This is a genomic window from Microbacterium maritypicum, from assembly GCF_041529975.1.
Lineage (GTDB): Bacteria > Actinomycetota > Actinomycetes > Actinomycetales > Microbacteriaceae > Microbacterium.
In genome coordinates this window covers 1918776-1944765 of record NZ_CP168030.1, presented here as the reverse complement: position 1 = coordinate 1944765, position 25990 = coordinate 1918776, and the positions used below count along the sequence as shown (strand labels likewise).

The window sequence follows — 25990 nt, the reverse complement described above, 5'->3', positions numbered from 1 at the left end:
GCTCCGCCGCCAGGACTCGAACCTAGACCTAACAGCTCCAAAGGCTGTCGTGCTGCCATTACACCACGGCGGACCGCGCCGCCCAGGAGGGCACCGCGGGGTCAAGTCTGCCATGCTCCGGCCTGTGTTCCGATGTGCGCGGATGCCGCCCCTCCCGCGCCGTCATGGTTCGGAAACACGCCTCTGGGATGCTGACACCATGAGCATCGTGATCGAAAGGGTCGAGACGGCGACCCCCGCCCTCGCAGAATTCCTGGTCGCCCACCACGCCGAGCTGGAGCACACCGCGCCCGCGGAGAGCCGTCATGCGCTGGTCTTCGAGCGCCTGCTCGCTCCCGGCGTCCGGCTGTTCGCCGGCTCGATCGACGGCCGCCCGGCCGCCATCGGCGCGCTGGCCACGGTCGAAGACGGCCACGAGGAGCTCAAGTCGATGCGCACGGATCCGGCCCTGCGCGGCCGCGGACTCGGGAAATCGATGCTGGCCTTCCTCCTCGCCGACGCGCAGGAGCGCGGCATCCGTCGACTCTCGCTCGAGACCGGCAGCGACGACTTCTTCATCCCGGCACGCGCGATGTACGCGGCGGCGGGCTTCCGCGAGTCAGGCCCGTTCGGCCGCTACCTCCCCGACCCGTACAGCGCCTTCATGACCCTCGAGCTGCCCGTGGTGTCCGTCACCCCCGACCCGCACACGCGATAATGGGCGGATGAGCGAGGTGGATGAGGTCGACCGGATCGTCGGCGCGTGGAACACCCAGCGTCCCGACCTCGACTTCTCACCCCTCGAGGTGCTCTCGCGGATGGACCGCCTCTCGCGCCATCTGGACCGCGCCCGCCGCGACGTGTTTCGTCGCAGCGACCTGGAGCACTGGGAGTGGGATGTGCTCTCGGCGCTGCGCCGCGCGGGAACGCCGTTCCAGCTCTCCCCCAAGCAGCTGCTGCAGCAGACCCTGGTCTCGAGCGGCACGATGACCAACCGGATCGACCGGCTCGTCGGCCGCCGCTTCGTGCGCCGCGAGGCCGACCCCGGCGACGGGCGCAGTGTGCTCGTGACGCTGACCGACGACGGGCGCATCCGCGTGGATGCCGCCATCACCCGCCTCGTCGACGTGGAGGCCGACCTGCTGCAGGCGCTCTCCCGCTCGGACCGGGATCGCCTCGCCGGGCTGCTGCGCAAGCTGAGTCTGAGCTTCGACACGTGAGCGGCTGCGCCTGATGGGCATGCCCTCTCCCCTCCCGGTGCGCGACGGCGTCGGAGCGACCCGATTGCACGTGCCGCTCACCGGCTCCTGGCCGACGGTCGCCGCGTACATGGTCGAGCGCTTCTTCCACCTCGATTCAGAGCGTCTGCTCGAACGGTTCGACCGCGGCGACATCGTCCGGGCCGACGGGTCGCCCGTCCCCCGCGATGCACCGCTCGGCAGCGTCGAGTTCGTCTGGTACTACCGCGAACCCGCCGTCGAGACCCGGATGCCGTTCGAGATCGAGATCCTGCACCGGGACGACCATCTCGTGGTGGTCGACAAGCCGCACTTCCTGCCCACCACCCCCGGCGGCAAGTTCCTGCAGAACTCTGCGTTGGTGCGACTGCGCAACCTGCTCGACAATGCCGAGCTCGCGCCGATCCACCGGCTCGATCGCGCCACCGCCGGGCTGCTGATGTTCTCGACGCGCCCCGCGACCCGCGGCGCCTACCAGCTGCTCTTCGAGAAGCGGCAGGTGCAGAAGGTCTACGAGGCGGTCTCCGAGCTCCCAGGGAACGGGACGCTCCCCGCGTTCCCGGTCGTGTACCGCAACAACATCGACAAGCTCCGCGGCCAGGTGCGCGTGCAGGTCGACGATGCCAAGGAGCCGAACTCCGAGACGCTCGTCGAGCTGATCCGCACGGACGACCGTGTGGTGCACACGCTGCTGCGCCCGCACAGCGGCAAGATGCACCAGCTGCGCGTGCACCTCGCCGCCCTCGGCATCGGCATCCTGAACGACCGCTTCTACCCCGAGCTGCAGGAAGACCTACCGGACGACTACGACCGCCCGCTGCAGCTGCTGGCGCGCGAGTTGCGCTTCGTGGACCCGATCAGCGGGCAGGACCGGGTGTTCACCACGCGCCGCACCCTGCAGGAAGCACCCGTCAGCGACGCATGACCTTGCGGGCCAGGCGCGTGCCGAGCATCTGCACCAGGTGCACGAACACGACGATCAGGACGATCGCCGCCCACATGACGAGCGGCTCGAACTGCCGGAAGCCGTAGATCTGCGCGAACGCACCGAGCCCGCCCCCGCCGACGAGGCCCGCCATGGCCGTCATGTCGATCAGCGCGACGAGGATGAACGTGTAGCCGAGGATGAGCGGACCGAGCGACTCCGGGATGGCCACGGTGAAGAGGATGCGCCACGGACCGGCACCCATCGCCCGCGCCGCCTCGATGACTCCGGGAGAGACCGACACGAGGTGCTGCTCCACGATGCGCCCGATCGCGAACGCGGCGGCGAGACCGATGATGAAGGCTCCGGCGGTCGTGCCGATACCCACGCCGACGACCGCCCGCGCCAGCGGCTGCGCGACCACGAGGAAGATGATGAACGGGATCGGGCGGAAGAAGTTCACGACGAGGTTCGCGAGCACCGAGACGACCCGGTTCGCTGCGAGGCCACCGGGGCGCGTGACGTACAGGATGATGCCGATCGCCAGCCCCAGGATGCCGCCGAGCACCAGCGCGAACGACGTCATGTACAGGGTCTCGAGTGCGGCCGCCCAGAATTCGGGCCACAGTTCGTTCAGACGCTCCATCAGCGGGCCTCCTCTCCGGCGATCTCGGTCACTTCGACGCGTTCGGCGATGCGGGCGAGCGCACCGTCGATCGCCGCGGCGTCACCACGGATCGCGAGCGTCAGATGCCCGAAGGCGCGCCCGCGGATGTCGTTGATCCCGCCGAAGACGAGCTCGAAGTCGAGGCCGGCACCGGCGAGGTCGAGGAACACCTGCGCCTGCGACGAGTCGCCGTCGCGGAACGAGAACGTCACCAGGCGGCCCCGGTGCCGCTCGCGGAGCACCGCGAGTTCGGCCGGCGACGGCACGCCCTTCACGACCGTGCCGACGAAGCGCTGGGATGCCGGGTTCTGCGGAGCGGAGAAGACGTCGAACACGTCGCCGTGCTCGATCACGCGTCCGTTCTCCATGACCGCGACCCGGGTGGCGATGGTCTGGATGACGTCCATCTCGTGCGTGATGATCACGATCGTGACGCCCTGCTCCTGGTTGACCCGCTTGAGCAGGTCGAGTACCTCGTGCGTGGTCTGCGGGTCGAGGGCGCTGGTGGCCTCGTCGGCGAGGAGGATCGCGGGGCCCGTCGCGAGGGCCCGTGCGATGCCGACGCGCTGCTTCTGACCGCCCGAGAGCTGTTCGGGGTAGGCCTTGGCCTTGTCGGCGAGGCCGACGAACGACAGCAGCTCGGCGACCCGCTTCTCGATGTCGTCCTTGGACCAGCCGGCGAGCTTGAGCGGGTAGGCGATGTTGGCCCTGACGCTCCGCGAGGAGAACAGGTTGAACTGCTGGAAGATCATCCCGATGCCGCCGCGGACCCTGCGCAGCTCGCTCTCCTTGAGCGCGGTGATGTCGACGCCGTCCACCGTGATGGTGCCGCTCGTGGCCGGCTCGAGGGCGTTGATCAGCCGCACGAGCGTGGACTTGCCGGCACCCGAGTATCCGATGATGCCGAAGACGTCGCCCTTCTCGATCTCGAGGCTGACGTCGTCCACGGCGACGACCTCTGACCCCTCACGGGTGCGGGGCGGGTAGGTCTTGGAGACGTTCGTCAGGGTGACGATCGGCATGGGCTGCTCCGGTCTGCTTCGGGAACGAAGAATCGGGTGACGCTTCTCGCGGCACCCGATTCTCCCTCATCGGACGAAAGAGGGTTTCCCCGTCGTCCTACTTCTTCGAGTCCGCGTCCTTCTGGACCTTCTCGAGCGACGCGACGAGGTCCTCGACCGGGGTCTGCAGCGCCACGGCGGTGTCGCCCGAAGACTTCAGCAGACCCTTCTGGACGTCTTCATTCGTCTGGAAGATCTCGACGAGCTTGAGGTACGTCTCGTTGTCGGCGTCCTCGGCCCGCGCGGCGAAGATGTTCACGTACGGCAGCGCGCCGGCATCCTCGGGGTCGTCCTGGGCGATCGCGTCCTCGAACGAGAGGCCGGCGGGCTCCACGAAGTCGTTGTTGATGATCGCGGCGGCGACGTCAGGAAGCGACGTCGGGACGATCGCGGCCTCCAGCGCCTTGACCTTGACCTCGGACTTGTCGGTGTCCACGTCTGCGAGGTCGGAGTACGGGGTGCCGCCGCTCTTCAGCTCGATGAGGCCGGCCTGCTGCAGCACGTTCAGCGCGCGGGCCTGGTTCGAGGCGTCGTCCGGGACGGCGACGGTCTCGCCCTTCGGGATGTCCTTCACGTCGTCGTACTTGGTCGAGTACAGACCGAGCGGGTAGATCGCGGTCGACCCGATCGGGGTCAGGTCCGCACCCGAGGCGTTGTTGTACTCCGCGAGGTACACGATGTGCTGGAACTGGTTCAGGTCGATCTCACCCTCGGTGAGCGCCGGATTGGGCTGCTCGTAGGAGCCGAAGTCGACCAGCTCGACGGTGATGCCCTCCTCGGCTGCGGCATCGACGAATGCGGGCCACTGCTCATCGCCCTTGCCGACGACGCCGATCTTCACGACCTCGTCCTCGGTCGAGCCCGCGCTGCCGGAACCGGCTTCGGAGGATGCCGTCGCGCAGCCTGCGAGCGCGACGAAGAGCGGGACCGCGGCGAGCGCGGCGATGACGGAAGTGGTGCGGCGTGACATGGGAAGGAGTTCCTCTCTTGGGGGACTCGAATACGTTATGCAGGCACCATCGAACGTGCGGAATCGAGTCGTCACACGGCGTCACAGCCCCTGCTCGGCGCGGGTCAGTCGAACTCCTCGATCCCCTGCAGACGCACCTGCTCGAGGTCGAGGCGGGCCGAGATGCGGCGCACGACGAGGTCGTCGACCGTCCCCGCACCGCGCAGACCCAGGAGCACCTCGCGCTTGCGGTCGATGAGGGCGAGCTTGAGGCGCGTGTGCTCCTCGTGCCGGATCAGCGGCGAGCGCTGCGCGAGGTCGACGTCGGCCGAGGTCGCGATCATCTGCAGGACCGTGCCGTCGGTGCCATCGGGCCCCGTGGCCTGATCCACTCCCCCGCTCGGTGCCGGATCTTCTTCGGGCGGATCAGCGGTTCCGGCGCTCAGCGGATCGGGCTCGTCGAGCATCTCGTCCAGTGCGTCGGCCTCGGCGTCGACGATCGCCTGCTCACGCGCCAGTGTGCGCGCGTTCGCGAACTCGAGCATCGCGTAGCCCTCGGTGCGCACACGGTCGCGGACCTCCTGCCCGATGCCGTGCTCGGCGGCGAGGTCGTCGAGGGCTGCGAGCGCCGCACCCGAGATCGCCCGCTCGGCGAGCTCGTACTCCTCGTCCTCGACATGATCGACGGGGAACCGCGCCCAGCGCACGAGCGCGGGGAGCAGCGGGGCCTGCACGAGCAGGCTCAGCATGATGACTCCGGCCGTGACGAACACGATCTCGTCGCGTCCGGACACCACCCCGCCCTCGGTGATCGTGGCGGGGACCGACAGCGCGATCGCGAGCGAGACCGCACCGCGCATGCCGGCCATGGTCGACACGACGCGCGCCCGCGACCGGGCTCCCCGCGCCGGACGCCCACCGGTCTGGCGCTGGAAGAGCACGTTCAGCACCTGGAACACGTAGCGCACGACCAGGAGGGTTGCCCACACCGCGAGCGTGATCAGCACGAGCCGGCCGATCGCCGCCGCCGAGATCTCGTGCACGACGTACTGCACCTCGAGGCCGATCAGCACGAACAGCGCGCCGTTGAGCAGGAAGACTCCGAACGGCCAGGCCGCATCGGCCTGTCGTCGGGAGGACGCCGTCGTCACGCGCGGCGACACGTAGGCGACGATGAGCCCGGCGACGACGACCGCGAGAACGCCGGAGGCGTGCACCATCTCGGCAGCGAGGAACGCCGTGAACGGGATCAGCAGCAGCGCCACGTTGATCACGATCGTCGAGGAGGTACGCCGCAGCAGCAGATAGCCCAGACCGGCGATCACGACGCCCGCCGCGATCCCGCCGACGTAGGAGATCAGCACGTCGAGTGTCACGGAGAGCGGTGTGATCTGGCCGCCGAGCGCGAGCGACACCGCGATCGCGTACAGCACGAGCGCCGTGCCGTCGTTGGTGAGGCTCTCGGCCTTCAGCTTCATGAATGTGCGGCGCGGCAGCAGGCGACCGAGCGCCGCGACGGCCGTGGCATCCGGCGGTGCGATCGCCGCTCCCAGGATGAGCGCGATCTCCCACGGCATCCCGAACAGCACGCCGATGCCGGCGACCGCGAACGCCGACGCGACCACGAGGACCGTGCTCATCGGGAGGATGTAGCGGAAGTCGCGGCGGATCGAGCGCAGCGACGTCGTGAGACTCTCCCAGAACAGGATCACCGGGAGGAACAGCAGCAGCACCGTCTCCGGCGGCAGCTGCACTTCACGCAGCGGCGGGATGAAGCCGAGCAGCAGGCCGAAGATGACCAGGACGAGGGGCAGCGCGAGACGCACGCGCGGGGCGATCAGGGTTCCGACGAGAATCGTGAGTCCGAGCAGGACCGTTACTTCGAGGCCTTCCATCCCTACCTCCCAACAGCGTCAGGAGAAGGATATTCCTCGGTCAGCCGATCTCCTCGGTGAGTTCGAACCAGCGCAGCTCCAACTCCTCGATCTCGGCCTGCTGATCGCTGATCTTCTTCATGCGATCGCCGAGTCCCGCGTAGTCGGCCTGGTCGTGATCGGCGAGCGCGGTCTTGGCGGCATTGACCTGCTGCGTCAGCTTCTGGATGCGCCGCTCGAGGGAGGAGATCTCCTTCTGCGCTGTGCGGAGAGCCGCACCGTCGAGACCTGAGGCGGTTGCCGTCGCCGTCGCCGTGGCTGCCGACGTCGCGGTCTGTTTCGAGCCCGCCGACGCCTGCAGGTGGCGCAGTCGCAGGTACTCGTCGACGCCTCCGGGAAGGTGCCGCAGGTGGCCGTCGAGGATCGCGTACTGCTGGTCGGTGACACGCTCCAGGAAGTACCGGTCGTGGCTGACGACCAGGAGCGTGCCCGACCAGGAGTCGAGCAGGTCTTCGATAGCGGCGAGCATGTCGGTGTCGAGGTCGTTGGTCGGCTCGTCGAGGATCAGCACGTTGGGCTGGTCGAGCAGCACCAACAGCAGCTGCAGACGGCGCTGCTGGCCACCCGAGAGGTCCTTGACCGGGGTGGAGAGCTGGGCGGAGTCGAACCCGAGGCGCTCGAGCAGCTGTCCGGGCGTGAGGTCCTGCGCCTTGGAGCCGGCACCCATCGAGTACGAGGTGCGCAGCCCCGAGATGATCACGCGCACCGGGTCCTTCCAGTGCTGGGTGAGCTCGTCGAGCCGCTGGGTGAGGGTCTGCACCTTCACGGTCGTGCCGCGCTTGACCCGGCCGACCGTGGGTTCCACGGTGCCGGAGATGAGCCCGAGGAGCGTGGACTTGCCGGCGCCGTTCACCCCGAGGATGCCGGTGCGCTCCCCCGGCGCGATGCGCCACTCGATGTCGCGGAGCACGACCTTCTCGCCGCCGTCCGCCGTCGGGTAGGTCACGCCGACGTCGAGCAGGTCGACCACGTCCTTGCCGAGGCGCGAGACGGCCAGCGACTGCAGCGACACCTTGTCGCGGATCTCGGGCACGTCGGCGATGAGCTCGTTGGCCGCGTCGATGCGGAACTTCGGCTTCGCCGTGCGGGCGGGAGCACCGCGCCGGAGCCAGGCGAGCTCTTTCTTGGCCAGGTTCTGTCGCTTCGCCTCGGTCGCCGCCGCCATCCGGTCGCGCTCCACGCGCTGCAGGATGTACGCCGCGTAGCCGCCCTCGAAGGGCTCGACGATGCGGTCGTGCACCTCCCAGGTCTCGGTGCAGATCTCGTCGAGGAACCACCGGTCGTGGGTCACGACCATGAGCGCGCCCGAGTTCGGCGACCAGCGCTTCTTGAGATGCGCGGCGAGCCACGTGATCGCCTCGACGTCGAGGTGGTTGGTGGGCTCGTCGAGGGCGATGACGTCCCAGTCGCCGGTGAGCAGCTTCGCGAGCGACACCCGGCGCCGCTGGCCACCGCTGAGCGAGCCGATCTCGGCATCCCACGGCAGATCGGTGAGGAGGCCGTCGATCACGTCGCGGATGCGCGCGTCGCCCGCCCACTCGTACTCCGGGGTGTCGCCGACGACGGCGGCGCTGATCGTGAGGTCGTCCGGCAGGTTGTCGGCCTGGTCGAGCACGCCGATCCGCGTGCCGCCGCGCACCGTGACGCGGCCGGAGTTCGGCTCCTTGATGCCGGCGAGCATGCCGAGGAGGCTGGACTTCCCGTCGCCGTTGCGGCCGACGATGCCGATGCGGTCACCCTCTTCGATGCCGAGGGTCACGGAGTCGAAGACGACCCTGGTCGGATATTCGAGGTGCAGGGCTTCAGCCCCGAGAAGATGTGCCATGTTCCTTCCAGGGTAGCCGCGCGCGATGGGTACGGCGGCCAGCCTAAAATCGACGGGTGCCAAGTAAACGCCGGGTGTTCTCGCTCATGCTCGACGATCGCAAGGCGAAGCTGGTGCAATCGCGAAGGCGACCAGGTCGCTACGAGCTCAGCGTCGACGGGATCCCGCAGTCCGTCGTGTCGATGACGGATCCCACCGAACTCGAATACGCCTACACCCAGCACATCGCCAGGGCGATGGATGCCGCGGCCGAGCCCGGTGCACCGCTGTTCACCGTGCATCTGGGAGCCGGAGCACTCACGCTGGCCCGCTATGTCGAGGCCACGCGTGCCGGCTCACCCCAGCTCGTGGTCGAGTTCGAGCCCGCTCTCTACGACGCGGTGATCGCCGCGCTGCCCCTGCCCCCGGGCGCTGATGTGCGGGTCATCTTCGGCGATGCGCGAGCGGTCGCCGACGCGGAGCTCCCGGACGAGTGGGCGGATGCCCGCTTCACCGTGGTCGACCTCTGGGATGCCGCCGTCATCCGTCATCATGTGGCCAGCCAGGAGTTCTACCGCCGGGTCGCCGCGCGCTCCGCCGCAGACGGCGTCGTGGCCGTGAACCTGCTCGACGGGCATCCGTTCGAGTATTCACGGCGACAGGCAGCCACCCTGCGCACCGTGTTCGATCACGTCGCCGTCGTCCTCGACGCCGAACCGGACGATGACGAAGGGCCGCTCGGCAACGTCGTCGTCTTCGCGAGCGATGAGCCACTCGACGTCGTGACGACTCCCGACCTTCTCGGCGCACCGCGACCGCACATGCTCCATGACGATGAGCTGACGTCGTGGATCGCCGACGCGCGCATCATGACCGACGTCGACGGCACGGACTCCCCCGACCCGGACGACCCCATCTGGGATTAGCGGAGACAACGGCCGAATCGGATGCCGGAATCCCGGTGAACATAGTTTCGAATGTCGGTGGTCCGTGATGGACTGAAGTCATGACAGCACTGCTCGATGCGACCGATTCCCAGATGGCGATGCTCGCCGATCTGGTGGCGTCGCTCGAGGCGGCAGAGGCGACGCTGAGCAGCATGCACGCGGCCCGAGACGGCATGCTCGCGATGGCCGGGCGCCTGGCGATCGACATCGCCCGCGAGGCCGCGCATCCCGATCAGGGCGACATGGCCATCCGCACGGTGGCGGCCGAGATCGGGGCCGCGCAGCATCTCAGCGACCGCACGATCGAGCGGCGGATGGCAGAGGCCTCCTGGCTCGTCGAGCACTTCCCGACGGTGTGGGCGGCACAGGCCGAGGGGCGCATCAGCGGCGCGCATGCGCGGGTGATCGTCGATGCGGGTGCCCATCTCGACGATGCGGCCGACCGACAGGCCTATGCCGCCGAGGCGGTGGCGATCGCCGAGACCGAGTCCCCGAACCGGCTGCGACGGCTCGCACGGCGCCTGGCCGAACGGTTCCAGGAGCGCACTGTCAGCGAACGGCACCGCGAGGCCCGCAAGGGCCGCCGCGTGTGGGCGAGAGATCTCGACGACGGGATGGCCGAGCTCGCCACCCGCGGCCCGGCCGCGCTCATCCACGGCATGTTCGACCGGCTCTCGCAGATGGCGCACGCGGTGAAGAAAGACAGTGCCCACGCGGCGAGAGATGCCGGCCCCGATGCCCCTCCGGCAGACGAGCGCACGATCGACCAGTTGCGTGCCGACCTGCTCGCCGACCTCCTACTCACGGGAACCCCCGCAGGACACGACACGACCGACGGGCTGCTCGGCGAGATCCGCGCCCGCGTCGAGGTCTCCGTGCCGGTGATGTCTCTGATGGACGATGACCTTCGCTCCTCGGAGTCATCTCTCACCGGCGGCGACGGCAGCGGCGACTCCTTTCGACACGAGACACCGCCGCCCGCACTACTCGACGGCACGACACCGATCGACATCACGACCGCCCGCAGGCTGGCCGGCTCGGCCATGGGTTGGGATCGCGTGCTGACGCATCCGATCTCCGGCGCGCTGCTCGCGGTCGACCGCTACCGGCCGAGCGAGCAGCTGCGGCGACATCTTCGCGCGCGGGATCAGCGGTGCCGGTTCCCCGGGTGCGGGATCGGGGCGCGGAAGTGCGACCTCGACCACAATCACGCGGCTTCGACCGGGGGCGCGACTGCCGATATGAATCTCGCGGCGTTCTGCCGACGACATCACATGCTCAAACACCACTCCCCCTGGCACGTCGAACAGCGTGCGGGTGGCGTGCTGGAGTGGACGAGCCCGACCGGACGCACGTACATCGATCGGCCGCCGCCCCAGAACACGGTGAGGTTCACCGAGCCAACGGTGCCCGCTCCGTTCTGAACGGCGGTGACCGGAAGCAGGACATAGTGAACGGGCCGCCCGAACCCGAAGGTCCGGACGGCCCGTGGATGCTGCGGGATTACTGGTACGACTTCACGATCTCGAGGAGGCTCGGGACGTTGGCGTACGCCTCGGCCGCGTTCTCCTTCGTGACGATGACCGGAGGCAGCAGGAACGCGGGAACGACCTTCACGCCGTTGTCGTACTGCTCTTCGTCGTTCACGTCGACCTCTTCGCCCTTCTGGAGCTGGCCGACCATCTTGATCGACTGCTCGACGAGGAGCGTGGTGTCCTTGTTGATCGTGGAGTACTGGATGCCCTCCATGATCGACTTCACCGACTCGACCTCGGAGTCCTGGCCGGTGACGACCGGGACATCCTTGCCCGCACCCTGCACCGAGGTGATGATGGCGCGAGCGAGCGTGTCGTTCGGGGACAGGACGCCGTCGAGCGCCTCAGAGCTGTAGGTCGACGTGAGGATCGAGTCCATGCGGCGCTGGGCGTTCTCGGCCTTCCAGCCCTCGGTCGCCGTCTGGGCGATCTCGGTCTGACCCGAGACGACCTTCAGGGTGCCGTCGTCGATCTTCGGCTGGAGGACCTCCATGGCGCCGTTGAAGAACACCGCGGAGTTCGCGTCATCCGGCGAGCCCGAGAACAGCTCGATGTTGTACGGAGCCTCGTGGCCCGCACGCTCGGCGAGACCGTCGAGCAGAGCCTGACCCTGGAGCTTGCCGACCTCGAAGTTGTCGAACGCGACGTAGTAGTCGACGGCCTCCGTGTTCTCGATCAGACGGTCGTACGCGATGACGGCGACACCGGCGTCGCGAGCGGCCTCGACCTGCGTCGCGAGCTGCTTGCCGTCCTTGGCACCGATGATGATGACCTTGGCGCCACCGGTGACCATCGCCTGGATCTGGTTCTGCTGCTCGGCGACCGTGTTGCTGGCCGGCGCGTACTGCACGTCGGCCTTGAACCCGGCCTTCTTGAGTCCGTCGGTGAACAGCTGACCGGCGAGGACCCAGTTCTCCGAGGTCTTGTCCGGGAGGGCGACACCGATCGTGGCGTCGGCGGCGAAGCCTGCTGCCGCCTCGTCGCCACCATCGGCGCCGGTGTCTCCGCCACGCTCCGAGGAGCAGCCGGTGAGGGCGAAAGCGCCCACGGCGACGATCGCTGTCGCCGTAAGAAGCATCTTCTTCATGTGATCTCTTTCTCTGGTGTGTGTAGGTCTCGACGCGTGTGCGTGCGCAGTGAGACCCCTACTATCCGCGCGTCTCGTCGACGGCGGGGGCTTCGTACTTCTGGTTGGTGGGGTAGTTCGCCTTCGGGTCGAAGGTGTCGGTCATCGGGTCCTCCTTGCGGCCGAAGCGACGCGTGAGGAAGCCGGTGATCGACGGGCGACCCTGCTGCTTGTTCCAGACGTCGACACCGACGGCGAACAGGAGCACGAGGCCCTTGATCATCGAGACGACGTCGGCACCGGCGCCCAGCAGCGCGAGACCGTTGTTCAGGAACGCCATCACGAGACCACCGATGATCGAGCCGATCACGGTTCCGATACCGCCCGAGACGGCCGCGCCACCGATGAAGACCGAGGCGATCGCATCCAGCTCCCAGCCGTTGCCGTCCTGCGGCCCGGAGGCCGTGGCCCTGGCGACATAGATCATGCCGGCCAGCGAGGCGAGCACCGACATGTTCATCATCACGAAGAAGTCGACCCAGCGGTCCTTCACACCCGACAGGCGAGCGGCCTGGCGGTTGCCACCGACCGCGTAGATGTGGCGACCGAACACGGTGTTGTTCGTGATGAACGAGTAGAGGATGACGAGCGCGAGCAGGATGATGCCCGAGATCGGGAAGCTGGTGCCCTCACGGCCGGTGGCGAACAGCCATCCCGCGATGAGGATCACGACCGAGATCAGCACGACCTTGGTGACGCTCACCCACAGCGGCGCCATCTCGGCACCCATCTTGTGCTGGATGCGACGGGTGCGGATCTCCCAGAAGACGATCCACGCGACGCCGAGCAGGGCGAGCAGCATGGTGAAGACGTTGAACGGCACGGGGATGAACGACAGCTCGGGCAGGTAGCCGGCGCCGATGACCTTGAAGCCCTGCGGGACGGGGATCGACTGCGAGTCGCCGACCCACTGGTTCGCACCGCGGAAGAACAGCATGCCCGCCAGCGTCACGATGAACGCCGGTACCCCGACATACGCCACCCAGAACCCTTGCCAGGCACCGACGAGCACGCCGACGCCGAGGCCGAGGAGCACGCCGAGCGGCCAGGGGAGGTTCCAGTCGGCCATGGCCTTCGCCACCACGATGCCGGTGAACGCGGCGACCGAGCCGACCGACAGGTCGATGTGACCCATGATGATGACCATCACCATGCCGATCGCGAGGATCAGGATGTACGAGTACTGGTTGACGACGTTGATCAGGTTGCCGGACGAGAGCGTGAGGCCGGTGCCCTTGAAGATCCAGGTCAGCACCTGGAAGACGACCAGGATCACGACGAGGCTGCCGAGGATGCCGAACTGGCGGAGGGTCGACTGGCCGCCCCCGAACATCTTCGTGATGTCCTTGAAGTGGAAGCCGCGCTTCGTTGCGGTGGTGTCGGTGGTCATGCGGATGCTTTCTGGTTCGTCGAGGTCATGCTGCGCATGAGGTCCTCGGGTGTCGCCTGGTCGGCCGGGATGCAGTCGGTGACCCGACCTTCGAAGACGGTGTAGATGCGGTCGGAGATGCCGAGCAGCTCGGGCAGCTCGCTGGAGATGACGATGACGCCCTTGCCCTGTGCCGCGAGCTGGTTGATGATCGCGTAGATCTCGTACTTCGCTCCGACGTCGATGCCGCGGGTCGGCTCGTCGAGGATCAGCAGGTCGGGGTCGGTGAACATCCACTTCGCCAGCACGACCTTCTGCTGGTTTCCGCCGGACAGCTTGCCGACCCCCTCCTCGACCGAGGGCGTCTTGATGCGCAGGGCCTTGCGGTAGTCCTCCGCCACGGCGAACTCGGCGCGCGCATCGACGACGCCGCGCTTGGCGATCTTGGAGAGCTTGGCGGCGACGACCGAGCGCTTGATGGTGTCGAGCAGGTTGAGCCCGAGCACCTTGCGGTCCTCGCTGACGTACGCCAGGCCGTGCTTGATCGCGGACGAGACGTCGTGGAGCGCGACCTCCTGGCCGTCCTTGATCAGGGTGCCGGAGAGGAAGTTGCCGTAGGAGCGACCGAAGATGCTCATGGCGAACTCGGTGCGCCCGGCGCCCATGAGCCCGGCGATGCCGACGACCTCGCCGCGGCGGACGTTGATGTTCGAGCCCTTGACGACCATGCGCTCCGGGACGGTCGGATGCTGCACCCACCAGTCCTTGACCTCGAAGAACACCTCGCCGATCTCGGGCGTGCGGTCGGGGTAGCGGCTCTCGAGCGAGCGGCCGACCATGCCGCGGATGATGCGGTCCTCGTTGATCTCGCCGCGGGAGATGTCGAGCGTCTCGACCGTGCGGCCGTCGCGGATGATCGTGATCTCATCGGCGATCTGCTCGATCTCGTTGAGCTTGTGGCTGATCATGATCGACGCGATGCCCTTGGCCTTGAGGCCGAGGATCAGGTCGAGCAGGTGCTGGGAGTCGTTCTCGTTGAGCGCGGCGGTCGGCTCGTCGAGGATCAGGAGCTTGACCTCTTTGTTGAGCGCCTTCGCGATCTCGATCAGCTGCTGCTTGCCGACGCCAAGGGTCTTGATCTGCGCGTCCGGGTCCTCACTCAGCCCGACGCGGGCGAGGAGCTCGATCGTGCGCTCCTTTTGCGCCTGCCAGTCGATGCGGCCGCCGCGGGAGATCTCGTTGCCGAGGAAGATGTTCTCGGTGACCGAGAGCTCGGGGATGAGCGCGAGCTCCTGGTGGATGATCGCGATGCCGGCCTGCTCGCTGGCGACGATGTCCTTGAAGCGCTGCTCCTCGCCGTACAGCAGGATCTCACCCTCGTAGGTCCCGTACGGATACACCCCGGAGAGGACCTTCATCAGGGTCGACTTCCCGGCGCCGTTCTCCCCGCAGATCGCGTGGATCTCGCCGGCGCGGACGGTGATGGAGACATCGGCCAGCGCCTTGACCCCCGGGAACTCCTTGGTGATGCTACGCATCTCCAGGATCGGGCCTGACACAGTCGGCAACGTTGCAGTGGTGCTCACGGATCATTCCTCGCGACGTGCGGTCACCTTCAATGTGACCGTTCACATCGATATATCGTCGTCTTCTGATGGACCGCTGTCAAGTCCGCGCCGGGATTTCGTGTCGCTACCGTGATGCAGCGGATTCGCGCGCGCGAAGGATCGTCTGCAGCGGGCCGAACTCCGGCACCTGCTCACCACGGATCTGCGCGAGCAGGATGCGCACGGCTCGGCGCCCGAGCTCGGGGAAGTCCTGGTGCACGGTGCTGAGCGACGGCGCCACATGCGCCGCGACGGGGATGTCGTCGAAACCGATCACACTCACGTCGTGCGGGACGCGTATCCCCGAGTCGCGGAACCCGTGCATCAGCCCGATCGCCATGAGGTCGTTCGCGGCGAACACGGCGGTGAAGTCGCGGCGGAGGGCGAGCTCCTTGCCCGCGAAGTACCCGAAGTCCGCGGTCCAGTCGCCGCGGATCGGCGGGAACGTGGGCAGATCGGCCTCGCGCAGTCCGTCGAGGTAGCCGCGCATGCGCGACTCGGCCTCGATCCAGTCCTGAGGTCCAGCCAGGTGCAGGATGTCGCTGTGACCGAGCGAGATCAGGTGCTCCGTCGCCGCTCGGGCACCGGCGACCTGGTCGGCGGACAGGCTCACCCCGTCCGAGCCGGATGCCGTCTGCAGCGTGACGAACGGCATGTCGACGGACATGCCGCGAAGGACATGGAACACCCGCACCTGCGGCGCGAGCACCACGATCCCGTCGACCTGCTCGCGCGAGAGCTGCCGCACCGCGTTGCCGATCGCCTCGGGACTCGTCGCGGGGAGGTTCAGGGTCGAGACCGAGTACCCCTCCTCGCGCGCCGCATCCTCGATCCCCGCGATGGACGACGTCGGACCGAACTCCCCGATCGTCGCCGAGAGGATCCCCAGCATGTTCGACTTGCTGGTGACCAGCGCCCTGGCCGCGAGATTCGGCCGGTAGTCGAGCACGGAGATCGCGTCGAGGACCTTGGCCTTCGTCTCGGGACGGATGCTCGGATGATCGTTCAATACCCGCGACACGGTCTGATGCGAGACCCCGGCGAGCCGCGCGACGTCGCGGATGCTGGGCAGCCGCGCACGCTCGGAGGCGGTGGACATCACTAGCCTCCTCGCGTGTGCACGGTCACATCGTCACTTCATTATGTCTGCTGGGACGCGCGCACGCACCTCTCGCCGACCGTCGCCACGCGTCGCCGGTTGTGCGGGGGCACGGGAACGTGCACCCGGTTTCGTCGGACTGCACCGGAACGGCCTCCCTCAGCATGGCATCGTGACCACGTGGACACTCTGCTGCGCGGCGGGCGCGTCATCGACCCGAAGACCGGATCCGACCGGATCGCCGACCTCCTGATCACAGAGGGACGGGTGGCCGCCGTCGGTGATGCACTCACGGCACCGGTGGATGCGGACATCGTCGACGCCACGGGTCTCATCGTCGGCCCCGGCTTCGTCGACCTGCACAGCCACGTGCACTCGATCGCCGGACAGCGTCTGCAGGCGATGGACGGCGTCACCACCGCACTCGACCTCGAAGCGGGCCTCATGCCGATCGCCGAGGCGCTGGCGCGCGCCGCGGCAGACGGCCGCCCCCTGAACTACGGATTCTCCGCGTCCTGGTCGCAGGCACGGGCGTACGCGCACCTCGACCGGGTGCCCGTCGCCGACTTCGCCGCGTCGATGGACCTGCTCGGCACGCCCGAGTGGCAGCGCGCCTCCTCCCCCGCCGAACGCCGCCGCTGGTTGAGCCTGCTCGAGGACGAGCTCGGTGCCGGCGCACTGGGGATCGGTGTGCTCATGGGCTACGCGCCCCGCTCCGATCCGGACGAGTACCTGGAGCTCGCCCGGCTGGCCGCGGCCGCACATGCCCCGACGTTCACGCACGTGCGCGAGCTGATCGAAGCCGACCCCCGCACGCCGATCGACGGGTCCGAGGAGCTCGTCCGCGCGGCCGCCGAGACCGGCGCCGCCATGCACCACTGCCACGTGAACAGCACGTCGCTGCGCCACATCGACCGCGTGCTGGCCCTGCTCGACCGCAGCCGCGCGGCGGGCTCCCGCGTGACGGTCGAGGCCTATCCCTACGGGGCGGGCAGTACCGCGATCGGCGCGTTCTTCCTCGCTCCGGAGAAGCTCAAGGGACTCGGCATCACCCCGAGCTCGCTCGTGCTCGTGGATACCGGCGAGCGCATCGCCGATGAGGCCCGGCTGCGCGAAGTCCGCGCCACCGACCCCGGCGCCGCGTGCATCGTGACGTTCCTCGACGAAACGGACCCCCTCGATCGCGCGCACCTGCACCGTGCCCTCGCCTACCCCGATTCGATCGTCGCGAGCGATGCGATGCCGATCTCGTGGGCAGAGACCGACGGCCGGACCGTGTACGAGCAGCGTGACTGGCCTCTCCCCTCCGGCGGACACACGCACCCGCGCACGGCGGGGACGTTCACGAAGTCGCTTCGTCTCATGGTCGTCGAGAGCGGAACGTGGAGCTGGCTCGAGGCCTTCCGTCGCTGCTCATTCCTTCCGGCGCGGGTGCTCGACGAGGTCTCCTCGGGCATGCGGGGCAAGGGGCATCTCGCTGTCGGAGCCGATGCCGACATCGTGGTCCTCGATCCGGCGACCCTCACCGACCGGGCGACCTACTCCGACCCGACCCGGCCCTCGCGGGGCATCCGCTACCTGTTTGTGCACGGCACCCCCGTCGTGCACGCCGGGGAGATCGTGACCGAGGCCCTGCCGGGGCGCCCCGTACGAGGGAACGCCTGAAGCATCGATCCTTCGTCCGGGCGAACCAAGGTCCGCGCAAGTCTCGTCGCCCGACACCAACGGGCCGGCGGAGCACGCGAATAGTCTCGGCCCATCGCCGTCGCCTCGAATGCGACGACCCACTCGATGTAGAGGAGCGCACGTGTCCGACCTGAACGAAATCGGCAGCTGGGTGCGGGAGAACCTTCCCGCGATGCTGGCCGACGCGCACATCCCCGCGGCATCCGTCGCGATCCTGGCCGACGGTGAGATCTTCACCACGGCCGCCGGAATCCTGAACCGCAACACCGGTGTCGAAGCCGACGTGGACTCGGTCTTCCAGATCGGCTCGATCACCAAGACCTGGACGGCGACGCTCATCATGCAGCTCGTCGACGAGGGACTGCTCGACATCGACGCCCCGGTGCGCGACACCGTCCCCGCCTTCGCGATCGGCGACGCTGCGGCGGCGCGCACGATCACGGCCCGACAACTGTTGAGCCACGTGAGCGGCTTCGAGGGCGACCTGTTCAACGACACCGGGGTCGGCGACGATGCCGTGGAGAAGTACCTCGCCACGATCGCCGACGCCCCGCAGCTCTTCGCCCCCGGCGAGCGCTTCTCGTACAACAACGCCGCCTTCGTGGTGCTGGGCCGCATCGTCGAGGTGCTGCGCGGCACGTCGTACGACCAGGCGCTGCGCACCCACCTCGCCGGTCCGCTGGGGCTGACGCACGTGGCCACCACGGCCTCGGAGGCGATCATGTTCCGCGCCGCCCTCGGGCACATCCCCGGGGAGAGCGGCGACGAGCCGGTTCCCGCACCGGTCTGGAGCCTCGTGCGCTCCAATGCCCCGGCCGGTTCGATGCTCGCGATGACCGCGCACGATCTGGTGAGCTACGCCCGCATGCACCTCGACGGCGGCGTGGCTCCCGACGGAACTCGCGTGCTGTCGGAGCAGAGCGTGCGGGCGATGCAGGAGCGACAGGTCGATCTCCCCGAGCTGGGCCTGATGGGCGACGCCTGGGGCCTCGGCTGGGAGATCTTCGACTGGGAGGGCGGCCCCGTGATCGGCCATGACGGCGGCACGATCGGCCAGAACGCGTTCCTGCGGATGGTCCCGGCTGCGGGGGTCGCCGTGGCGGTCCTCACCAACGGCGGCCAGACCGTCGACGCCTACCACGCCATCACGTCCCGAGTGCTCGCCGCGCTGGCCGGAGTCACGATGCCCGCGTTGCCCGCGATCCCCGAGACGCCGGTCGAGGTCGACGTGGACCGCATCCTCGGCACGTACTCTTCCTCGGTCTCCGACTCGACGGTGCGCCTCGACGACGATGGCCGCATCTGGCTCGACCGCACCATGAAGGGGATCTTCGCCGAGCTGGGCCCGGCACCGGAGCCCGTCGAGCTCGTCGGATGGACGACGGACACGCTGCTCCCCCGCACGCAGGAGCACGGGATCCGCATGCCGCACGCCTTCGTGGGCGACGACGGCAGCGGACGCGCACTGTACCTGCACACCGGACGCGCCGATCGCCGGGTCGACGCATGAGCACGGCGGCGATCGCAGAGATCTTCACGGATGCCGACGCCGCCGGGTACCTGCACGCCCGGGAGATCGGCGTCGACGGCGGCCCGGAGGTGAGTGTCGAGGCCGACGAGCCCGTGGTGCTCGCCTCCGTGTTCAAGATCCTCGTGCTCACGGCATACGTCCGAGCGGTCGCCGCCGGTGAGCTCGACCCGACCGAACGGACCACCGTGACGGCGCGCTACCGCATCGGCGGCGTGGGCACGGCGGGCTTCGCGGACGACGTCGTGGCCAGCTGGCGCGACCTCGCTCTGAACATGATGACGATGAGCGACAACGCCGCCACCGATGTCATCTACCATCGGCTCGGTGCGGATGCGGTGAACCGGGTGATCAGCGACCTGGGCTTGCAGCAGACGCAGCTCGTCGGGTGCTGCGAAGACCTGTTCGCCTCGGTCGTCTCCGATCTGGGCGGCACGGCAGACAGCGATCTGGACGAGCTGCTCGAGAGTGCGACGCCCGCGCAGATCCTGGCCCTGGATGCCGTGCACCCGGTGCAGACATCGCACTCCACGCCGCGCGATGTCACGACGCTGCTGAACGCGCTGTGGACCGACACCGCGGCACCGGCCGACGCGTGCCGTCAAGCCAGGGACATCATGGCGCTGCAGATCTGGCCGCACCGGCTGACCTCGGGCTTCCCGGCCGGTGTCCGCATCGCGGCGAAGACCGGCACCCTCCCCACCTGGCGCAACGAGGCGGGAGTGGTGACCTATCCCGACGGCCGGCAGCACGCGGTGGCCGTCTTCACCCGCGCCACCTCCCTCACCGACAGGCAACCCCTCGTGGACGCCTCGATCGGCCGGGCGGGCTTCGCTGCCGTCGAGCACCTCCGCGCGATCTGACCTGCACCATTTCACCCCCTGCACCACCCACCTGCACCATCCCGAACACTGCTGGAGGCTTCTGATGCGTTCTCGTACACCTCTGATCGCACTGCTGGGCGTTGCGGCGCTCGCCCTGACGTCCTGTGCCGCGAGCGCCCCTCCCGAAGGGGGCGAGAGCCCCGACGGCGTCCTCGCCGACGGCAAGACCTTCACCTCGGTGATCTCGACCGACCCGGGAAGCCTCGACCCGTTCATCACCGTGATGTCGGTCGCGCGCTCGATCGATCGCTTCCTCTATGCCCGCCTCGTCGAGGTGATGGAGGACGGCAGCATCTCCTCCGGTCTCGCCGAGAAGTGGGAGGCGGACACGACCACCGCCACCTTCACGCTCCGCGACGACCTCAGCTGCGAAGACGGCACTCCACTGACGGCGACCGACGTCGCGGCGAACATCAGCCACATCGGCGACCCCGCCAACGGCTCGCCCCTCGTCGGGCTGCAGGTGCAGCCGGGGACGAGCGCCGTCGGCGACGACGCAGCCGGAACCGTGACCGTCACCAGCGGACGCCCCGACTCGTTCCTGATCGAGAACATCGGCAGCATCTCGATCGTCTGCAGCACCGTGATGGACGACCCCGACGCGCTCGCGAAGGGCGAGGGAGCGACCGGCATGTTCACCATGACCGAGATCGCCCCGAACAGTCAGTACACGCTCACCCGCCGGGAGGACTTCACCTGGGGGCCGGCCGACTGGGATCCGACGCAGAAGGGACTCCCCGACACCGTGGTGTTCCGCGTCGTGCCGAACGAGACCACCGCGACCAACCTGCTGCTGTCCGGTGAGGTCAACTCGGCTCTGATCATCGGCCCCGACCGTGCACGCGCGGAGGGCGCCGGGCTCTTCCACACCGACCTCGAGACGCCCGGAGGCTCCTTCACGTTCAACCAGGCCGAGGGCCGCCCGACCGCGGACCAGGCCGTGCGTGACGCCCTGATGCAGGCGGTCGACCTCGAGCAGATGCGCCAGGTGATCGGCAGCGGAAACGCCACCGTCCCCACCGGGCTCGTCACCATCTCGCCCAACCCGTGCCGCGCCGACACGGTCTCGGGACATCTCCCCGAGCTCGACGTCGATGCGGCCGCCGCCGCTCTCGACGATGCCGGCTGGACGGCCGGGTCGGACGGCGTGCGCGCGAAGGACGGCGAGACGCTGACCCTGCGGATGATCTACTCCTCCCAGCTCGGAGACGCCGGCAACGCCGCGGCCGAACTCGCGCAGGCCGCATGGAAGGACCTCGGCGTCGACATCAGCGTCACCGCCGTCGACTCGCCGACCCTCAGCGAGGTGCTCTTCTCGACCGGCGACTGGGACATCTCGGCCGCCCCGCTGACCGTCTCGCTGCCCAGCATGCTCGTGCCGTTCTACTCGGGCGCGACGCCCCCGAACGGCACCAATTACGCCTCGGTCGACAACGCCGACTACACCGCCGCCGTGACCGCCGCCTCCGCCAAGGCCGGCAGCGAGGGCTGCGACGACTGGGCTGCCGCCGAGGAAGCACTGTTCGAGACCATGAGTGTCGTCCCCTACGCGAACATCACCCGGTCAACCTTCGCGAACAAGGCGACCTTCACCGAGGGCGACGGCATAGATCCGACGTCGATCCGCATGTACGAGTAGACCGAAGACCGGAGGCAGCCGATGGCCAGCACCACCGCCACGCACGCGATACTGATCAGATCCGCACGGTCGGACAACCCCTGGGTGTCCTTCCTGGTCCGTCGCGGAGGGCAGTTCGTCCTCGCGGTGTGGGTGCTGGTCACGGCTGCCTTCCTCATGATCCACCTCGTGCCCGGCGACCCGGTGCGGGCGGCCCTCGGGATGAACGCCCCCGCCGAGCTCGTCGAGGCCAAGCGGGCCGCACTCGGCCTCGACCAGCCGCTCATCGTGCAGTACTTCCGCTACATCGGCGGACTGTTCACCGGCGACATGGGCACCTCGATGATCACCAGCCAGCCCGTCTCCGAGATCATCGCCACGCGACTCCCGGCGACCCTCCAGCTCGCCCTGCTCGCGGTGCTCCTCGTGCTGCTGGTCTCGGTCCCCGTCGGGGTGACGATGGCCGTGCTCACCCGCGGCGGGCGACGACGCGGACTCGAGCTGGCGTTCGCGACGGGGTCGGTGATCCTCGCGGCGATCCCCGAGTTCCTCCTCGCGGTCGGCCTGGTCTACGTGTTCGCGGTCTCCCTCGGCTGGTTCCCCGTCGCCGGGAACACCGCCCCATTCTCGCTGGTCCTCCCCGTGATCGCCCTCGCCGTCGGACCGATCGCCGTGTTCTCGCGCATCATCCGCGTCGAGGTGCTCTCGGTCCTCGGGCAGGACTTCATCCGCACCGCCCGCGCCAAGCGCCTCGCGCCCCACCGCATCTACTCCCGCCATGCGCTGCCGAACGCCATGACCGCGACCCTCACCCTCACCGGCCTGCTCCTGACGGGCATGGTCGCCGGCACCGTGCTGGTCGAGAACGTGTTCGCCTGGCCGGGCCTGGGCACGATGATCGTGCAGTCGATCCTCACCAAGGACTACTCGGTCGTGCAGGGCATCGTCCTCGTCTACGGGATCGGGGTGCTCATCGTGAACCTGGTGGTCGACGTGATCCTCGCCCTCCTCGACCCTCGATCCACCATCCGGGAGGCATGATGTCGGCACGTACGGCATGGTCGGGCATCGTCCGCTCACCACTGGGGATCACCGCTCTCGCGCTCGTCCTCCTCGTCACGCTCACCGCGATCTTCGCGCCGATCGTCTGGGGCGCGCAGGCCGAGCAGGTGAACCCGACCGAGATCACCCAGGGACCGAGCGCCGCACACCTGCTGGGCACCGACACGCTCGGCCGCGACGTGCTCGCCCGCGTGCTGGTGGCGACCCGGCTCTCGGTGGTGCTCGCCGTGATCGCCGTGATGATCGGCGTCGTCGCCGGCACCTTGCTCGGCACCGCACCCTCGGTGCTCCCCCGCTGGCTCAGACGCCCGATCGTCGGCTTCGTGAACATCGCGGTCGCCTTCCCCGGACTCCTGCTCGCGCTGTTCTTCGCGGTCATCTTCGGGGTCGGATCCACCGGCGCCGTCCTCGCGATCGGGTTCGCGATGGCGCCGCAGTTCGCGCGGCTCACCCAGACGCTGTCCGCGGCGATCGCCGGACGCGACTTCATCGACGCCGCTCGGGTGGCCGGCGTCTCGCGGTTCCGCATCCTGATCCGTCACATCCTGCCGAACATCGGCGAACCGCTCATCGTGAACGCCACCGTCTCCGCGGGATCGGCACTGCTCGCCTTCGCCGGACTCTCCTTCCTCGGCCTGGGCGTGCAGGTCCCCGAGTACGACTGGGGCCGGCTGCTGGGCGAGGGCCTGAACCGGATCTACCTCAACCCGGCGGCCGCGCTCGGACCCGCCGTGGCCGTGGTGATCGCCGGACTCGCGTTCAACCTCCTCGGCGAGACCGCAGCCGCAGCGCTCGGCGGACGCTCCGCGCGACGCCGCCACCGCCTCCCCGCGATCGTGCGTCCGCGAGCCGCTCAGCCCGCGCCGGTCGACGGCGAGGAACCGGTACTCCTCGTCGACGACCTGCGCGTCTCCTTCCCGACCCCGAGGGGATGGGTCACCCCCGTGCGCGGCGTCTCGTTCACGGTCGCGCGTGGCGAGGCCATCGGCGTGGTCGGCGAATCGGGCTCCGGCAAGAGCCTGACCGCCCTGGCCGCCGCCCGGCTCATCGAACGCCCGGGTCACGTCGACGCCGCGCGACTGGACTTCTGCGGCACCCCGCTGCTGACGACGTCCGACCGCGCGGTGCGGAGCCTCCTCGGCACCTCCCTCGCGATGGTCTTCCAGGACCCGATGACCTCGTTCAACCCGACGAGGCGGATCGGCTCGCAGCTCGCCGAGGCCGCGTCCGAGCACCAGGACATCACTCGGAAGCAGGCGATGGATCGGGCGATCGAGCGTCTGCAGTCGGTGCGGGTGCCCGCCGCGGCACGACGCGCCCACCAGTACCCACACGAGTTCTCCGGCGGCATGCGGCAGCGGGCGATGATCGCCATGGGGCTCATGAACCACCCGCGCCTGATCATCGCGGACGAGCCGACCACCGCGCTCGATGTGACCGTGCAGCGACAGGTGCTGCAGCTGCTGGCCGGCGTGCGCCGCGACACCGACGCCGCGATCCTGCTGATCAGCCACGACATCGCGGTCGTCGCGCAGACCTGCGACCGCGTGCTGGTGATGTACGCGGGACGGATCGTCGAGGACCTGCCCGCAGCGAACCTGCACACCGACGCCCGGCACCCGTACACCCGCGCCCTGCTCGAGGTCGTGCCCGAGCTCGACGCCGACCGCGACGAGCCCCTCAAAGTGATCCCCGGCCGTCCGCCGGCACCGGGCGCCCTCCCCACCGGATGCGCGTTCGCCGCCCGCTGTCCCCTCGCCACCGACCTCTGCCGGGAGAGCGACCCCGAGCTCCTGGCCGATGAGGCCGGGCATCGGGTCGCCTGCTGGCATCCGGTCACCGGAGAGGCGGAGGTCGCTGTGGCGGTGGCCACGACGGCGGACGAGGCCGCCGCCGATGACGAGAGGGTCCTGCGATGAGCGAGCTGCGTTTCGACCGGGTCAGCGTGCGCTACGGCTCGCACCGCTCCGGCCTCACCGCCGTCGACGATGTGTCCCTGACCGTCCCGTCCGGGTCGGTCGTCGGGCTCGTGGGTGAGTCGGGTTCGGGCAAGTCCACGCTCGCCCGCGCGGCGATCGGCCTCGCGCCGATCAGCGAGGGCGCCATCACGCTGGACGGAGTGGACGTGCGCGGCTTGCGCCGCCGTCGCCCCATCCAGATGGTGTTCCAGGATCCGTTCTCCTCGCTCGACCCGCGCATGACCATCGGCGAATCGATCGCCGAGGCCCTCCCCCGCGACATCCGCGGAAGCAGGGCCCGCCGTGCCGAGGTCGCACGACTGCTCGACCTCGTGAACCTCGACGCAGACCGCGCACAGTCGCTCCCGGCCGCCCTCTCCGGCGGGCAGCGCCAGCGCATCGCCCTGGCCCGCGCTCTCGCCGCCCGCCCCGAGGTCGTGATCGCCGACGAGATCACCTCCGCGCTCGACGTCTCCGTGCAGGGCTCGGTGCTCAACCTCGTGCGCGACCTGCGCGTGGAGCTCGACCTGACGATGCTCTTCATCTCGCACAACCTGTCCGTCGTCCGATACCTGAGCGATCACATCGCGGTGATGTACCTCGGCCGGATCGTGGAGGTCGGGCCGACCGAGCAGGTGCTGGCCGACCCGCAGCACCCGTACACGCGGGATCTGCTCCAGGCGGCACCCACCCGGCACGGGAACCTGCTGGCCGTCGATCCGCTCGCCCCCGTCGATGTGGAGCCCGCCGACCCGCACGCCCCGCCCGGCGGCTGCCGCTTCCACCCGCGGTGCCCGATCGGTCCCGCGGCGCGCCCCGATCGGCAGATCTGCGTGATCGCGGAACCGCAGCGGCCCACGGGCACGGTGGGCGCGGCCTGCCACTTCGCGGGGCTGCCGACGGATGCGCCGATCGGAACTGTGCCCATCTCCCAAAGCAGCCCCCTGGTTTCGGCCGCGACCACAACACCGACCCCGCTCTCTGCGGACACAGTGAACTGACCATCCGATTGGA

At 68.9% G+C, this 25990-nt stretch carries 21 protein-coding genes and 1 tRNA gene; 12 read left to right on the top strand and 10 right to left on the bottom strand.

Annotated features, from left to right (window positions below):
* Position 1: 1 nt before the first annotated feature.
* Positions 2–73, bottom strand: a tRNA-Gln gene (locus tag ACCO44_RS09460).
* A gap of 126 nt (positions 74–199) precedes the next feature.
* Between ACCO44_RS09460 and ACCO44_RS09455 the strand changes: the two genes are divergently transcribed.
* From ACCO44_RS09455 to ACCO44_RS09445, 3 genes are read left to right on the top strand one after another with little or no spacing between them, the layout of a single operon-like run.
* A complete protein-coding gene (locus ACCO44_RS09455; protein ID WP_372469382.1) occupies positions 200–697 on the top strand; it encodes a GNAT family N-acetyltransferase in 498 nt (165 codons plus the stop codon).
* Between the two features lie 7 nt (positions 698–704).
* Entirely contained in the window at positions 705–1199 is a 495-nt protein-coding gene (locus ACCO44_RS09450) for a MarR family winged helix-turn-helix transcriptional regulator (protein WP_372469380.1), read from the top strand.
* 19 nt (positions 1200–1218) lie between these two features.
* Positions 1219–2142, top strand: a complete 924-nt coding sequence (locus tag ACCO44_RS09445) for a pseudouridine synthase (RefSeq protein ID WP_372469379.1) — start codon at positions 1219–1221, stop codon at positions 2140–2142.
* Here ACCO44_RS09445 and ACCO44_RS09440 read toward each other — a convergent pair.
* The 5 genes from ACCO44_RS09440 to ACCO44_RS09420 all read right to left on the bottom strand — a co-directional run bounded on the left by ACCO44_RS09440 (position 2129) and on the right by ACCO44_RS09420 (position 8578).
* A complete protein-coding gene (locus ACCO44_RS09440; RefSeq protein WP_091030955.1) occupies positions 2129–2788 on the bottom strand; it encodes a methionine ABC transporter permease in 660 nt (219 codons plus the stop codon). The genes ACCO44_RS09445 and ACCO44_RS09440 overlap by 14 nt on opposite strands.
* A complete protein-coding gene (locus ACCO44_RS09435; protein ID WP_262002559.1) occupies positions 2788–3831 on the bottom strand; it encodes a methionine ABC transporter ATP-binding protein in 1044 nt (347 codons plus the stop codon). The genes ACCO44_RS09440 and ACCO44_RS09435 overlap by 1 nt, the downstream gene beginning before the upstream one ends.
* A gap of 97 nt (positions 3832–3928) precedes the next feature.
* A complete protein-coding gene (locus ACCO44_RS09430) occupies positions 3929–4840 on the bottom strand; it encodes a MetQ/NlpA family ABC transporter substrate-binding protein (RefSeq protein ID WP_372469378.1) in 912 nt (303 codons plus the stop codon).
* 104 nt (positions 4841–4944) lie between these two features.
* Positions 4945–6714, bottom strand: coding sequence for a Na+/H+ antiporter (locus ACCO44_RS09425; protein WP_372469377.1), 1770 nt, complete (start codon positions 6712–6714; stop codon positions 4945–4947).
* 40 nt (positions 6715–6754) lie between these two features.
* A complete protein-coding gene (locus ACCO44_RS09420; RefSeq protein ID WP_372469376.1) occupies positions 6755–8578 on the bottom strand; it encodes an ABC-F family ATP-binding cassette domain-containing protein in 1824 nt (607 codons plus the stop codon).
* A gap of 56 nt (positions 8579–8634) precedes the next feature.
* Here ACCO44_RS09420 and ACCO44_RS09415 point away from each other — a divergent pair, with 56 nt between their 5' ends.
* Both ACCO44_RS09415 and ACCO44_RS09410 read left to right on the top strand, forming a co-directional pair.
* Positions 8635–9483 carry a spermidine synthase gene (locus tag ACCO44_RS09415; RefSeq protein WP_372469375.1) on the top strand — a complete coding sequence of 283 codons (849 nt, stop codon included), beginning with the start codon at positions 8635–8637 and terminating at the stop codon, positions 9481–9483.
* A gap of 80 nt (positions 9484–9563) precedes the next feature.
* The gene (locus tag ACCO44_RS09410; protein ID WP_372469374.1) at positions 9564–10928 is read left to right on the top strand and encodes a DUF222 domain-containing protein; all 1365 of its coding nucleotides are present in this window, start codon (positions 9564–9566) and stop codon (positions 10926–10928) included.
* 79 nt (positions 10929–11007) lie between these two features.
* Here the strand turns inward: ACCO44_RS09410 and ACCO44_RS09405 are convergent, their stop codons facing one another.
* The 4 genes from ACCO44_RS09405 to ACCO44_RS09390 form a co-directional block, all read right to left on the bottom strand.
* Entirely contained in the window at positions 11008–12126 is a 1119-nt protein-coding gene (locus tag ACCO44_RS09405; RefSeq protein ID WP_105710920.1) for a sugar-binding protein, read from the bottom strand.
* Between the two features lie 61 nt (positions 12127–12187).
* Positions 12188–13555 (bottom strand): multiple monosaccharide ABC transporter permease, encoded by a 1368-nt coding sequence (mmsB, locus tag ACCO44_RS09400; RefSeq protein WP_262002554.1) that lies wholly within the window; start codon positions 13553–13555, stop codon positions 12188–12190.
* Positions 13552–15072 carry a multiple monosaccharide ABC transporter ATP-binding protein gene (gene mmsA, locus ACCO44_RS09395; RefSeq protein ID WP_205829065.1) on the bottom strand — a complete coding sequence of 507 codons (1521 nt, stop codon included), beginning with the start codon at positions 15070–15072 and terminating at the stop codon, positions 13552–13554. The genes mmsB and mmsA overlap by 4 nt, the downstream gene beginning before the upstream one ends.
* 154 nt (positions 15073–15226) lie before the next feature.
* Entirely contained in the window at positions 15227–16240 is a 1014-nt protein-coding gene (locus ACCO44_RS09390) for a LacI family DNA-binding transcriptional regulator (protein ID WP_372469373.1), read from the bottom strand.
* Positions 16241–16420: 180 nt separating this feature from the next.
* Between ACCO44_RS09390 and ACCO44_RS09385 the strand changes: the two genes are divergently transcribed.
* The 7 genes from ACCO44_RS09385 (at position 16421) to ACCO44_RS09355 (ending at position 25977) form a co-directional block, all read left to right on the top strand.
* Complete coding sequence (locus ACCO44_RS09385; RefSeq protein ID WP_372469372.1) at positions 16421–17905, top strand: amidohydrolase family protein; 1485 nt, start codon at positions 16421–16423, stop codon at positions 17903–17905.
* A 142-nt stretch (positions 17906–18047) separates the two neighbouring features.
* Positions 18048–19436, top strand: coding sequence for a serine hydrolase domain-containing protein (locus ACCO44_RS09380; protein WP_372469371.1), 1389 nt, complete (start codon positions 18048–18050; stop codon positions 19434–19436).
* Positions 19433–20317, top strand: coding sequence for a serine hydrolase (locus tag ACCO44_RS09375; protein ID WP_372469370.1), 885 nt, complete (start codon positions 19433–19435; stop codon positions 20315–20317). The genes ACCO44_RS09380 and ACCO44_RS09375 overlap by 4 nt, the downstream gene beginning before the upstream one ends.
* 64 nt (positions 20318–20381) lie before the next feature.
* Positions 20382–21977: an ABC transporter substrate-binding protein gene (locus ACCO44_RS09370; RefSeq protein WP_372469369.1), complete on the top strand. Its 1596-nt coding sequence runs from the start codon at positions 20382–20384 to the stop codon at positions 21975–21977.
* 21 nt (positions 21978–21998) lie between these two features.
* Positions 21999–22997 (top strand): ABC transporter permease, encoded by a 999-nt coding sequence (locus tag ACCO44_RS09365; RefSeq protein WP_372469368.1) that lies wholly within the window; start codon positions 21999–22001, stop codon positions 22995–22997.
* On the top strand, positions 22994–24937 hold the full coding sequence (locus tag ACCO44_RS09360) for a dipeptide/oligopeptide/nickel ABC transporter permease/ATP-binding protein (protein WP_372469367.1): 1944 nt from the start codon (positions 22994–22996) through the stop codon (positions 24935–24937). The genes ACCO44_RS09365 and ACCO44_RS09360 overlap by 4 nt, the downstream gene beginning before the upstream one ends.
* Entirely contained in the window at positions 24934–25977 is a 1044-nt protein-coding gene (locus ACCO44_RS09355) for an ABC transporter ATP-binding protein (protein WP_372469366.1), read from the top strand. The genes ACCO44_RS09360 and ACCO44_RS09355 overlap by 4 nt, the downstream gene beginning before the upstream one ends.
* The last annotated feature ends 13 nt before the right edge of the window (positions 25978–25990 follow it).